Source organism: Leifsonia sp. 10N434 (assembly GCF_056394405.1).
In genome coordinates, this window is the sequence record NZ_JBFTHV010000005.1 from 239,662 (window position 1) to 252,105 (window position 12,444).

The following is a 12,444-nucleotide window of genomic DNA, read 5'->3' on the forward strand; positions in this document are numbered from 1 at the left end:
GTGCGGGAACGACGGAAGCCCCGGCCGAGTCGGCCGGGGCTTCCTTCATCAAGCGGTGACGTCGGCGCTAGTCGGTTGCCGTCGTCGGGGCAGGAGCGGCGTGCAGCCCGTGCGGCGGCTCCTGGTCGGGAGCGAGGTCGGTGACGGGGGGAACGTCGGCGGCGTGCGAACCGTGCGGCACCGCATCCACCGGCACCGGAGCCGCATGCGAACCGTGCGTCGCCGCAGCGGTCCCGGCCTCGGTCGCGACCGACTCGGCCGGCGCACCAGCGCCCACCGGCACGGGCTCCGACCCGGTGACCGGCGCACCGGCTCCGGCAGGAGCATCCTGCGCCTTCGCTGCGTTCGGACCCCACGCGGGCGGCTTCGGCTTCTGCCAGAACGCCACGATCAGCGCGCCGAGGAAGGCGACGGCCGCCGGCAGGAGGAGCGACTCCGACATCGCCTGCGTGAAGCCGGCGTGCAGGAATTCGGGCAGCTCGGTACCGCCGACGACGGACCCCGCGCTACCGGATGCGCCACCGGGCGCCTTGGGCAGGTCGACCGCGAGGCGGCCCGAGATGAGGGCCGCGATCGACGCCGAACCGAGCACCGCACCGACCTGGCGCGTCGTGTTGAACACGCCGGAGCCGGCCCCGGCCTGGTTGATCGGAAGGTTGCGCGTGGCTGTCGTCGAAATCGGACCCCACACTCCGGACATCGCGATGCCGAGCAGGGCGCTCGGAGCGAGCAACCACCAGATCGACACATCCGGGGTCAGGAGACGCGAGAACCAGAACAGCGCGACGGCGAAGAGCACGAGGCCCGTCGTCGCGAAGTAGCGCGGGTTCACCCGGTCGATCATCTTTCCGACGAACGGAGCGAGCACGCCGGAGAACACGGCGGTCGGAGCGAGCATCAGCGCCGACTCGGTCGGGGTGAGGCCGCGGACCGTCTGGAAGTAGAACACCAGGGGCAGCGACATGCAGGTCACGGCGAAGCCGACGGTGGTGATGGCACCGTTCGAGAGGGAGAAGTTGCGGTCGCGGAAGAGCTTCAGCGGAAGCAGCGGCTCCTTCTTGTTGTAGGCCTGCCAGACGACGAACCCGATGAGCACGACGATGCCGGAGATGATGAGTCCCCAGACGGTGATCGGCCCGGCGATGACGCCCCAGTCGTACGTGCTTCCCTCCTGGATGCCGAACACCAGCAGGAACATGCCGACGGCGCTCAGCACGACGCCGAGGATGTCGAAGCTGTGCGAGTGCGTCGGGAGCTTCGGGACGAGACGCATCGCGAGCACGAACGCCACGATTCCGACGGGCACGTTGATGAAGAAGATCCACTCCCAGCCGAGGGCATCGACGAGCACGCCGCCGAGCAGCGGTCCGACGAGCGTCGCGACACCGGCGACGGCACCCCAGAGGCCCATCGCCGCACCGCGGCGGTCGGGCGGGAAGATGCGGGTGATGACGGCCATCGTCTGCGGCGTCATGAGCGCGGCGCCGAGACCCTGCACGACGCGGGCTGCGATGAGCATCCCGATGCCGCCGCCCGGCAGCACGCCGGAGAATCCGCACCAGGCAGACGCGATCGTGAAGATCACGAGACCGATGAGGTAGAGGTTCTTCGGGCCGAAGCGGTCACCGAGACGTCCGGTGATCAGCAGCGGAACGGCGTAGGCGAGGAGGTAGGCGCTCGTCACCCAGATGACGGCGTTGTAGTCGGTGCCGAGATCCAGGCCCTTCATGATCGCGGGGTTCGCGACCGACACGATGGTCGTGTCGATGAGGATCATGAAGAACCCGATGACCAGGGCCCAGAGGGCCGGCCACGGCTTCAGTTCTTTTTGCATGTGTGTTGTCTCTCTCAGTGGGGCTTCTCCTCGGACCAGGACAGTACGCCTGATTCGAGGTCGTCGATGAGGGTCTCCAGCCAGGTCAGTTCGACCTCGCGGATGGCCCGGATGTATTGGGCGTTGATCCAGTACTTGCGCGGCAGTCGCCTCGCCTCGAGATCCTGGATGCCCTTCTCGATGAGGTCGCGGTCGGCCTGCAGATGGGCGACGCGGGTGCGCAGCAGCTGCACGACCGTCTCGATCGGCAGGTTGTGCGCCTCGCCGAGTCCGAGCGGGAACTCGGGGTACTCGTTGATCGGAGTGCCGAGGATGCCGGCGACCCGCTCGCTCAGCGCCAGGCTCCCCTGTTCGGTGATCTCGTAGGTGGTGCGCTCCGGGCGGTTGCCCTCGCGCTCGGTGCTGATCGCCCGGACCAGTTGCTGCCCGGCGAGCCGGTCGACCGTGTGATAGAGCGAACCCGGGCGCACCTTGACCCAGCGGTCCTCCGAACGCTGGATCAGCGTCTGGTACATCTCGTACGGGTGCATCGCCCGTTCGGCGAGCAGCGCGAGCGCGGCGACGCCGAGGGGCGTGAGAGACGTAGCGGGAGGCATGCGGAGGGGAGTCCTTTTTCGAGGAGGGAGAGGAGCACGGGGCGACGGCGGCAGGCGACTGGCGGGATCAGAATTGCTCCCGTTTGATTATTCCACATGGAATATACGGCGCGGACTAGTTCGTTGTCAACCCTCCGACCTGCTTGTTTCCGAGCCTGCCACCCGCCACCGACACCCGTGCCGGCGCCCGCATCGAGTTGCGTCAGATGTGCGGTCGGTCGGGTGCGCATCCGCACATTCGACGCAAGTCGACGCCGGCAGGCGGCGCGGGCGCGGGGCGGGGCGGCGACGGGCGACGGCGCGACGGGTCAGCGGCGGCTGCGCCCCAGTTCGGCGAGCTGCTCGGTGAAGAGGCGGGCGCCGCCCTGCGCCGGATGGCGGATCGCCTGCGCAGCGACGCCCTCCGCCGCGAGTGCACCCTGCGCCTTGCGCCCCACCGCGACCACCGTCTCGATGCCGAGCGCTCGCACGAGCTCCAGCGCGACCGCCGTGCCCGCGCGGACTTCCGGCGGGCGCGGCGTGCGGTTGGTGAGGGGATCGCCGGCGACGAACGGATGATGCGGGTAGATCGGCCAGGTGACGGGGAGCGGCCCCTCCCACGACGCGAGCGCCGCCCAGACGACACGGCTCGACGCCTCCCACGGAGCCTGCGGGTGCTCCGGCAGCTCCAGCGGACCGATCGCGCGCGTGGCCGGGCCGTCGGGCGCTGCCTCGCGTGCCGACACGAACGGGACGCCGGTGACCGTCATCCCGCGCCAGCCCGGCGCCTCGCCCAGCAGCATGATCGACGCACTGCGCCCGACGCCGTCGAGGTAGCGCCGCAGGTTCCGCGCGCGCATCCGGCCGGCTTCGTCGTCGGCGTACAGGAACTCGGCATCCGACGGTGCGGGCACGGCGGCGAGGCGCGCGAAGAACTCGTCCAACGTGTCGTCCGCCGTGTCACCCACACCCCCAGCATCCCCCACGACCGGATGCCGCCGCCATCGAGTCCGGGAGAAATCATGCTCGCGAGTCGGTAGACCTGATTTCTACCGGACTCGACGCCTGCCGCCCGGACGGACGGACGGACGAGCGGACGAGCGGAGAAGCGGCGTCAGTGCGGGCGCAGCGCGACGCGGGGAGAGGCGCCGGTCGCTGCGGCGGCGAGCGCGGCATCCACCTCGGAGAGCGGGAAGGTCTGCCCGACCTGCTCAGCGAACGGATAGCGCGTCCCGCTCTGAGCGAGGAAGCGCACCGCCTGCTCCAGGTGCCGCGGCGCATAGTTGTGCACGCCGCGCACGGTCAGCAGCCGGCGCACCAGCTGGTCCGGATCCACCAGCAGCTCGGGACCAGGCGAGACCGAGCCGACGAGCACCAGCACCCCGCCCACGTCGATCGCCGACAACAGCGTGCTCCTCGCGCTCGCGGTGCCCGACAGCTCGAGTGCGACGGTCGGAACCGCGCCCCTGCCGCCGGCGCGCACGATCGCGGCGGCCAGCCCGAGAGCGGAGTCCGGGGCCACCGTCGGGTCCGAGACGGCCGCCGCCCCGAACGTGAGCGCCGCATCACGACGTGCCGGATCGGGGTCGCTCACGACGACGCGCGCCCCGGAGTCCGTGGCCATCGCGACGGCCGTGAGACCGAGCATCCCGGCGCCGGCGATGAGCACGACGGCCCCGTCGAGCGGCGTGATCGCGGATGCGGCTTCGAGCGCGGCGGCGACGGTGGCGGTCGCGCAGGAGGCCGGGGCGAGCACCGCGGCGGGCAGGTCGTCGGGCGCGGGCACCATCGGTGTTCCCGCGAGGATGTGCGCGTGGGTGGCGAAGCCGCCGGAGAGCTCCCAGCCGCGGCGCATCCGCTCATGCCCGTACTTCTGCAGGTTCGCGCACTTCTGCGGGAGACCCCGGCGGCAGCGGGTGCAGCGGCCGCACGGCACCGCGACCGACCACACGATGCGCTCCCCGAGGGAGATCCGGTGCCCGTCGGTGGAGGTCGCCCCGCCTCGCCCGAGCGCCACGACACGGCCGACCTGCTCGTGCCCGAGCACGAGAGGAGCGGGCGCCTCACGATCACCGGCCACCGTGTGCAGGTCCGACCCGCAGATCGTCGCCAGCTCGATCTCGACCAGGGCATCGCCCGGTGAGAGCCGCACGCCCGGCACGGCCACCGCCTCGTGGAGGTGACCGGCGCCCGGCCACACCATCGCGGTGGCGGATGGGTACACGCTGACCCCTTTGCCGCGCGCCGGAGGCTCGACGATGCGCGGCGTGACCGCCCTGACGGTCACCGGAGGACGTTCGCTGGGGGCGCCTGGTGCGCCTGACGCGCCTGGTGCGCCTCGTGCGTCTCGTGCGCCTCGTGCGTCTGGTGCGCGTCGTGCGCCTCAGGCGCCTGGTGCGCCTCGAAGCCGAGCAGCTCGGGAAGGTCCGCGACACTCGGGATGACCGCATCGGCCCCGGCGGCGAACAGAGTGTCCTCGTCGTCGGCGCCCGTGAGCACCCCGACCACGAGCCCGGCGCCGGCCGCGATCCCGGCAACGATGTCGTTCGCGGTGTCACCGACGACGACCATGCCTTCGACACTGCTCGCGCCCGTGCGCAGCAGCGCCGTGAGCGGCAGATCGGGGAACGGCCGACCGCGCCCCGCCTCGGCCGGCGTGAGCGACACGTCCGCCAGATCCTGCCAGCCGAGCTCGTCGAGCACTGCGTCGTGCGTTGACCGCGAGAACACACTGGTGAACGCGACGCGCACGCCGCTCTCCCTCAGGCGGCGGACCAGATCTTCCGCGCCCTGGACGGGACGCAGCCCGATCTCCGCGGCCAGCGCGGCGTACGCACCCTCGAACTCCGCGTTGGCGTGCTGCGCCTGCTCGTCATCGCGTGCGACCGAGCGGAAGACCGCCAGGGTCGGCTGTCCCGCCGTCTCGCGCAGGTAGTCGAGCGCGTCGGCTCGAGCATCCGGGGTCTCGCCGATCCCGGATGCCGCGAGCGCCAACTCGAACGCCCCGTTCAGCACGTCGTCGTCGATCACGGTCGTGCCGGCCAGGCCGAACACGACGAGTTCGAGGTCGACGTCCAGCTCGTCGGCTTCTTCCTCGTCGTCGTCCCAGTCGTCGTCATCGGCGTCGTCAGCCCGACGGTCGTCGAGGTCGTCGGCGTCGAGATCGCCGAATTCGTCGAGCGGGACGTCATCGTCGAACGTCGCCGCATCGTCGAACTCGGAAGTGATCAGTCCATCGCGCGTCGTCATGGTGCTGCCTTTCTGAGCGGGAGGCATCGTCCCCTGCCGATGCTCTGCCGCAAACGTTGCCTGTGACGTTAGAAGCGCGGTCGGTCCGTAGCAGCAACGCCGGGTTACGCGCAGGTGAACGGCGCACGGCATCCCGCTCCGGGCTCAGGACAGTTCGCTCGGCTCAGGTCTCGGCGGCGAGCGATGCGACGATCCGGTCGAGCCCCCATCGCCAGGCCGATTCGACGTCGCCGCCGAGTCCGAACAGCCCGCCGAGCTCCATCGTGATGAACCCGTTCGCCCAGGCCGTCACGAGGCGCGCCCCGTCCAGGGCGTGATCGGGGCCGGTCAGCGCCGCGACGGCGTCGAGCAGCGGGGCGACACTGCGCACCACCGCCGCCTGCTCCGGCTGCGGTGCGCCGTGTGCCGCGAACACGAGTCCGAAGCCGACGGGATGCTCGTGCGCGAACCTCCGCAGGGCGTCCGCCTGCTCCGCGAGACGACGGGTGGGATCGGCATGTTCGTCCAGCGCCTCGAGGCGGGCGGTGAGGTCGCCCAGGGTCGCCGCGACGACGAGCGCCAACAGCTCGCGCCGGTCGCGGACCCGCTTGTACAGCGACGGCGCACGCACGCCGACCCGTTCCGCCACGGCCTGCATGGTGAGCCCGTCCAGGCCGGCGCGCTCGACGAGCTCACGACCCGCAGCGACGATCGCAGCGCGCGACGTCTTGTCCGGAGTCGGCATCTTGCATCTCCTCTCGATAGCTAACTATCATAGCCATCATGGAACTCGCACCCGGCCTCCACCGCATCGGCACTGACATCGTCGCAATCCATCTCGTCGTGACCGACGACGGGATGACCCTCATCGACACGGGACTGCCCGGGCACTACGGCGACCTGAAGAAGGAACTCGCCACTCTGGGCCGCCCGCTCTCCGACATCAAGGGAATCGTCCTGACGCACGGGGACAGCGATCACACCGGCTTCGCCGAGCGGCTCCGTGCCGAGCTCGGCATCCCGGTCTATGTCGGCGCCGGCGACGCGGCGCGGGCGATGGGCGAGAAACCGCCGCCGCCGCCGAAGGACCCCCGCCGGCTGGGACCGATGCTCGGCTTCTTCGCGTACGCGATCAGCAAGGGCGGGGTGCGGATGCCTGCGGTGAAGGAGGTCGTGCCGGTCGACGACGGCGAGGTCCTCGCCTTGCCCGGCGCTCCCGTGATCATCGGGATGCCCGGTCACTCGCCCGGCAGCGTCGCGATCCACGTGCCAGCGGTGCGCGCAGTGTTCGTCGGCGACGAGCTCACGACGCGAAGCGTGCTGACCGGCGAGACAGGACCGCAGCCGGCGCCCTTCACCGACGATCAGGCCGCATCCTCCGCTTCGCTCGAGCGGCTGGCCGGACTCGACGTCGACTTCGTGGTCCCGGGTCACGGACCGGTGTGGACCCAGGGTGCGCCCGCACTCGTCGCCGCGTACCGCGAGGCCGAGAAGCGGCGCTAGGGGCCGATCCCTGCCCGCACCCGCGTCAGTGCCCGCAACCGCGACAGGTGCGGGCAACCGCGCCTCGGCGCGGAATGTGTCTGTTGCAGTTTTGTGACGATCGACGCAGAATTGCAACATGACCGCCGATGACAACACGCGCGCGTTCGATCCCGACATCGTCACCGACTTCCGTGAGCGGATGTCGTACGGTTCGTACCTCGACCTCCCCACCCTGCTGAGCGCGCAGAAGCCCGTGAGCGTCCCCGAGCATCACGACGAGCTGCTGTTCATCATCCAGCACCAGACGACCGAGCTCTGGCTCAAGCTCGTGCTGCACGAACTGGAGTCGGCGCGCGACCTGCTCCGCGCCGACGAACTGGCCCCTGCACTCAAGCGGATCGCCCGGGTCAAGCACATCCAGAAGACGCTGACAGAGCAGTGGTCGGTGCTCGCCACGCTCACACCGACCGAGTACGCCGAGTTCCGCGGCTTCCTCGGCAACTCGTCCGGCTTCCAGTCGTACCAGTACCGGGCCGTCGAGTTCGTGCTCGGCAACAAGAACCGCCGCATGCTGAGCGTGTTCGAAAGCGATCCGGTCGCCCAGGCGCTCCTTGCCCAGCTGCTCGAGGCGCCGAGCATCTACGACGAGTTCCTCCGTTACCTCGATCGGGCCGGGTTCGACATCCCGCCGAGCGTGCTCGACCGCGACGTGACCGAGGCGTACACGTTCCACCCCGAGCTCGTCCCTGTCTTCCGCGACATCTACGAGAACGCCGCCGACCACTGGGCCGAATACGAGGCATGCGAGGAACTCGTCGATCTGGAGGACAACTTCCAGCTCTGGCGGTTCCGGCACCTCAAGACGGTGCAGCGCACGATCGGCATGAAGACGGGCACGGGCGGATCGACCGGCGTCTCGTTCTTGCAGAAGGCGCTCGAGCTCACGTTCTTCCCCGAGCTGTTCGCCGTGCGAACGGAGATCGGCGCGCCACGATGACGGACGCGACCGCCGACGGCCGCACCATCGGCGTCGACGCAGCGTGGGACGGCGACGGCTTCCGTGGCCGCACCGTCTTCACGATCAGCGGCGGCACGCTCCAGCTCGCCGAAGCGGATGCGGCCGATCACGAACTCGGCGGCGCTCTCATCCCGCACCTGACCGACCACCACACGCATCTCGGACTCACCGATCCCGCCGTGATGTTCGCCAACGGCATCACCGACGCCGTCGACCTCGGCTGGATCCCCGAGGTCGCCGCAGGGTGGCTCGACGCCGATCCCGGGCATCCGGCCGTCACGATCGCCGGGGCGCTGCTCACCGCTCCCGGCGGGTATCCGGTCAATGCCGGCTGGGGACCTCCCGGGTCGTCGGCCGAGCTGAGGAACGCGGATGATGCGGTGGCTGCGGTGCGTGAACAAGTCATGTGGGGAGCCTCGCGGATCAAGGTCACGCTCAACACCCAATCGGGACCAACCGTGGACGACGCGACTCTCGCCGCGATTGTGGAGGAGGCTCACGCGCGCGGCCTCCCGGTGACCGTCCATGCGCAGGGCGATGGGCAGACCGCTCGTGCGATCGCCGCCGGCGCCGACCAGCTGGCCCACACCCCGTTCACCGAGCGGGTCGACGACACGACCATCCGGCGATGCGTCGACGCCGGCGTGAGCTGGGTCTCGACCCTCGACATCCACGGCTGGGGACGGCCAACCACCGAACTCGCGACCGCGATCGAGAACCTGCGCCGTTTCGCCGACGCGGGCGGACGCATCCTGTACGGCACGGACCTCGGTAACGGTCCGCTTGCGACCGGCGTGAACGCGCGTGAGCTCGCCGATCTCGCCGCCGCCGGCCTCGACGGCACCGCTCTCGTGCGCACCATCGCCGGGCCCGATCCGCTCACTCGCGCACCGTTCGGCCCCCGCTTCGCCTGGCTGCCCACCACCCCGCCCGCCGACGAGGCAGACCTGCCCGCCTGGCTGGCCACCGCCCGCGGCGCCACCGCCTCGACGATCACCACCATCCCCGGAGGAGACGCATGACCGACCGCACCGACCCCACCGACCTCACGGACCATCTGGCCGCCGCCCGCGCCGCCGACGCCTCCGACCCGCTCGCCGGCTACCGCACGCGTTTCGCCGGCATCGACGACGGCTCCAGCGACATCGTCGCGTACCTCGACGGCAACTCCCTCGGCCGTCCGACCCGGGCGAGTATCGACCGCATCCAGCGCTTCCTCGTCGAGGGCTGGGGGAACCGGCTCATCCGGGGATGGGACGAGGAGTGGATGGAGCTGCCGTTCACGATCGGCGACGCGATCGCCGACACCGTGCTCGGCGCCGCACACGGCCAGACCTTCATCGGCGACTCGACGACCGTGCTCCTCTACAAGCTGGCGCGCGCGGCCGTCGACGCCCGCCCGGGCCGCACCGAGATCGTCGTCGACACCGACAACTTCCCCACCGACCGCTACGTCCTCGATGGCATCGCGCGCGAGCGCGGCCTGACCCTGCGCTGGATCCAGGCCGACACCGAAGCCGGCGTCACGCCCGAGCAGGTCGCCGAGGTGGTGGGCCCGGAGACCGCGCTCGTCGTGCTGAGCCATGTCGCGTACCGCTCCGGTTTCCTCGCCGACGTGCCCGCGATCACGCGCATCGCCCACGACGCGGGCGCGCTCGTGCTCTGGGATCTCTGCCATTCCGTCGGCTCCGTCCCTCTCGAACTCGACGCGTGGGGCGTGGACGTCGCGGTCGGCTGCACCTACAAGTACCTCAACGGCGGGCCGGGCTCGCCCGCCTTCGGCTACGTGCGCGCTGACCTGCAGGGCGAGCTGACGCAGCCGATCCAGGGCTGGATGAGCGCCGCCGACGTGTTCCTGATGGGTCCCGAGTTCCAGCCGGCCACGGGCGCCCGCCGCTACCTCAGCGGCACCCCCGCGATCGTCGGGATGCTCGCGATGCAGGACACGGTCGCGATGATCGCCGAGTGCGGGATGGATGCCGTGCGCGCCAAGTCCATCGCGCTCACCGAGTTCGCCATCGCCCTCACCGACGACTGGCTGCGTCCCCTGGGCGTCACGGTCGCGAGCCCGCGGGATGCGGAGCGTCGCGGCGGCCACGTGACCGTGAACCATCCGGCGATGCGCGAGGCGACCGCGCTGTTGTGGGAGCGCGACGTCATCCCCGACTTCCGCGACCCGAACGGCCTGCGCATCGGTCTCTCACCGCTGAGCACGAGCTTCGAGGAGACGTATCTGGGCGTGGCCGCGATCCGCGACGCCCTCGGCGACCTCACGAATGAGTGAGCGACCGCACGAATGCGACCTCACGAATGAGTGAGGGCCGCGAAGACCTCGAGGCGCGCACCGGCAGCTCGACCGCGCTGCTGCGCACGGTCGTCGGAAGCGTTCTGCGTCCGCTCGGCGGCTGGATGACCGCATCCGGTGCCGTCGCCCTGCTCGACGCCCTCGACGTGCCCGCCAGCACGGCGCGCTCCAGCCTCACCCGGCTGTGCGCCCGAGGGGTGCTCGTGCGCGAGCCGCACGGAGCGGTCGCCGGATACGCGCTCGACCCCGCCGCCGTCCCGATGCTCGAGCGCGGCGACCGCCGGATCTTCGACACCCGGCCCGCCGGCGACGACGGCTGGTGCCTCCTCTCGTTCTCGATCCCGGAGCACCGCCGCGACCAGCGCCATCAGCTGCGCCGCCGGCTCGCCGCCCTCGGCTGCGGCACCGTGGCCGACGGACTCTGGATCGCCCCGCAGCACCTCGAACCCGAGATCGACCGGATGCTCACCGAGCTCGCTCTGCAGCAGGAGTGCGTGCTCTTCGCCGACGCCCGCGCACGCGGCCCGCTCGGCAGCGGCCTGGCGCTCTGGTACGACCTCGACCGCATCCGGGCCGCCCACGAGATGTTCCTGGAACGCTTCGCCTCGGCCGCGCATCCGGTCGACGATCGGGCCGCGTTCGCCCAGTGGATTCGCGTGCTCGACGAGTGGCGGGTGATCCCGTACCTCGATCCCGGGCTTCCGGCGGCCGCCCTCCCCGACGACTGGCCCGCCGCCGCCAGTGCCGCCCGCTTCGCCGAGCTGCGCGCCGCCCTGGAGCCGCGGGCGCTGGCCTGCGCGAGGCGCGTCGCGCTCTGACCCCGCACGGCGTCGCCGCCTGACGGCGCGCCTCTGGCTCTCCGGTAGAATCGGTGCATCCCCGACCCCTGTGAAGGTGAGTGAACGTTGCCAACGATCGTTGTCGAAGTCATGCCGAAGGCCGAGCTGCTCGATCCCCAGGGGAAGGCCGTCGCCGGCGCCCTCGCCCGCACCGGTCACACCCAGTTCAGCGGAGTCCGTCTCGGCAAGCGCTTCGAGCTGACCGTCGACGGGCCGATCGATGACGCCGTTCGTGCGACCGTCGAGCAGATCGCCGCCGACATCCTCTCGAACTCCGTGATCGAAGACGTCGTCGGCATCCACTATCCCGCCGAGGTGCAGGCCTGATGCGCGTCGGCGTCGTCACCTTCCCCGGCTCGCTCGACGACCGCGACGCCCTCCGCGCCATCCGCCTCGCGGGCGCAGAAGCCGTCGCCCTCTGGCACGGCGAGCACGACCTCCAGGGCGTCGACGCCCTCGTCCTCCCCGGCGGCTTCAGCTATGGCGACTACCTGCGCGCCGGCGCCATCGCCAGCCTCTCCCCGATCATGACCGAGGTCATCGACGCGGCCGGCAAGGGCATGCCCGTGCTCGGCATCTGCAACGGATTCCAGATGCTCGCCGAGGCCCACCTCGTCTCGGGCGGCCTGATCCGCAACGACCACGGCAACTTCATCCGCCGCGACCAGGCGCTGCGCGTCGAGAACACCGACACCCCCTGGACCAGCGGCTTCGAGCCGGGCCAGGAGATCGTGATCCCGCTCAAGAACGGCGAGGGCGGCTTCATCGCCTCCGCCGACGAGCTCGCACGCCTCGAGGGCGAGGGCCTGGTGGCGTTCCGCTACGAGGGCGTCAACCCGAACGGCTCGCTCAACGACATCGCCGGTGTGCGCAACGATCGCGGCAACGTGGTGGGCCTCATGCCGCACCCCGAGCACGCGGTCGAACCGGGCTTCGGCCCCGACACCGCCGCAGCGATGCGCTCGGGCACCGACGGCCTCACGTTCTTCACCTCGGTGCTGCAGGCGACGGTTCTCGCGGCGTAGCAGTCGGTGGCCGCGTTCGTCCAGCGACCGTCGGTTCACAACTCCGGAACACCCGGCCCCGCGGGCGCCATCCTTCCGGAACCATGCGCCCTCGCGCGGCGTGTCGAAGGCAGGTTCCGGATGAACAACCAGCGC

13 protein-coding genes are annotated in these 12,444 nt (G+C 70.8%); 7 read left to right on the plus strand and 6 right to left on the minus strand.

The window, feature by feature from the left end:
• Nucleotides 1–67 precede the first annotated feature (67 nt).
• From AC1DB1_RS14755 to AC1DB1_RS14780, 6 genes are all read right to left on the minus strand, one after another.
• Entirely contained in the window at nt 68–1,834 is a 1,767-nt protein-coding gene (locus tag AC1DB1_RS14755; RefSeq protein ID WP_477201339.1) for a DHA2 family efflux MFS transporter permease subunit, read from the minus strand.
• Nucleotides 1,835–1,848: 14 nt separating this feature from the next.
• Complete coding sequence (locus tag AC1DB1_RS14760) at nt 1,849–2,430, minus strand: PadR family transcriptional regulator (protein WP_477201340.1); 582 nt, start codon at nt 2,428–2,430, stop codon at nt 1,849–1,851.
• Nucleotides 2,431–2,738: 308 nt separating this feature from the next.
• A complete protein-coding gene (locus AC1DB1_RS14765; protein ID WP_477201341.1) occupies nt 2,739–3,377 on the minus strand; it encodes a uracil-DNA glycosylase in 639 nt (212 codons plus the stop codon).
• A 146-nt stretch (nt 3,378–3,523) separates the two neighbouring features.
• Nucleotides 3,524–4,696, minus strand: a complete 1,173-nt coding sequence (locus AC1DB1_RS14770) for a zinc-binding dehydrogenase (RefSeq protein ID WP_477201342.1) — start codon at nt 4,694–4,696, stop codon at nt 3,524–3,526.
• Nucleotides 4,693–5,658, minus strand: coding sequence for an HAD family hydrolase (locus tag AC1DB1_RS14775; protein WP_477201343.1), 966 nt, complete (start codon nt 5,656–5,658; stop codon nt 4,693–4,695). The genes AC1DB1_RS14770 and AC1DB1_RS14775 overlap by 4 nt, the downstream gene beginning before the upstream one ends.
• Nucleotides 5,659–5,821: 163 nt before the next feature.
• Nucleotides 5,822–6,382 carry a TetR/AcrR family transcriptional regulator gene (locus AC1DB1_RS14780; protein ID WP_477201344.1) on the minus strand — a complete coding sequence of 187 codons (561 nt, stop codon included), beginning with the start codon at nt 6,380–6,382 and terminating at the stop codon, nt 5,822–5,824.
• 38 nt (nt 6,383–6,420) lie between these two features.
• On the opposite strand from AC1DB1_RS14780, the gene AC1DB1_RS14785 reads away from it, so the two are divergent.
• From AC1DB1_RS14785 to purQ, 7 genes are all read left to right on the plus strand, one after another.
• Nucleotides 6,421–7,140, plus strand: coding sequence for an MBL fold metallo-hydrolase (locus AC1DB1_RS14785; RefSeq protein ID WP_477201345.1), 720 nt, complete (start codon nt 6,421–6,423; stop codon nt 7,138–7,140).
• Between the two features lie 118 nt (nt 7,141–7,258).
• A complete protein-coding gene (gene kynA, locus AC1DB1_RS14790) occupies nt 7,259–8,119 on the plus strand; it encodes a tryptophan 2,3-dioxygenase (RefSeq protein WP_271175813.1) in 861 nt (286 codons plus the stop codon).
• On the plus strand, nt 8,116–9,162 hold the full coding sequence (locus tag AC1DB1_RS14795; RefSeq protein WP_477201346.1) for an amidohydrolase family protein: 1,047 nt from the start codon (nt 8,116–8,118) through the stop codon (nt 9,160–9,162). Before kynA ends, AC1DB1_RS14795 begins: the two co-directional genes overlap by 4 nt.
• Nucleotides 9,159–10,424 carry a kynureninase gene (locus AC1DB1_RS14800; protein ID WP_477201347.1) on the plus strand — a complete coding sequence of 422 codons (1,266 nt, stop codon included), beginning with the start codon at nt 9,159–9,161 and terminating at the stop codon, nt 10,422–10,424. The genes AC1DB1_RS14795 and AC1DB1_RS14800 overlap by 4 nt, the downstream gene beginning before the upstream one ends.
• A 26-nt stretch (nt 10,425–10,450) precedes the next feature.
• A complete protein-coding gene (locus tag AC1DB1_RS14805) occupies nt 10,451–11,263 on the plus strand; it encodes a PaaX family transcriptional regulator (RefSeq protein WP_477201348.1) in 813 nt (270 codons plus the stop codon).
• Nucleotides 11,264–11,350: 87 nt separating this feature from the next.
• A complete protein-coding gene (purS, locus tag AC1DB1_RS14810; RefSeq protein WP_271175818.1) occupies nt 11,351–11,611 on the plus strand; it encodes a phosphoribosylformylglycinamidine synthase subunit PurS in 261 nt (86 codons plus the stop codon).
• Nucleotides 11,611–12,309, plus strand: coding sequence for a phosphoribosylformylglycinamidine synthase subunit PurQ (gene purQ / locus AC1DB1_RS14815; protein ID WP_477201349.1), 699 nt, complete (start codon nt 11,611–11,613; stop codon nt 12,307–12,309). The genes purS and purQ overlap by 1 nt, the downstream gene beginning before the upstream one ends.
• Nucleotides 12,310–12,444: the final 135 nt, after the last annotated feature.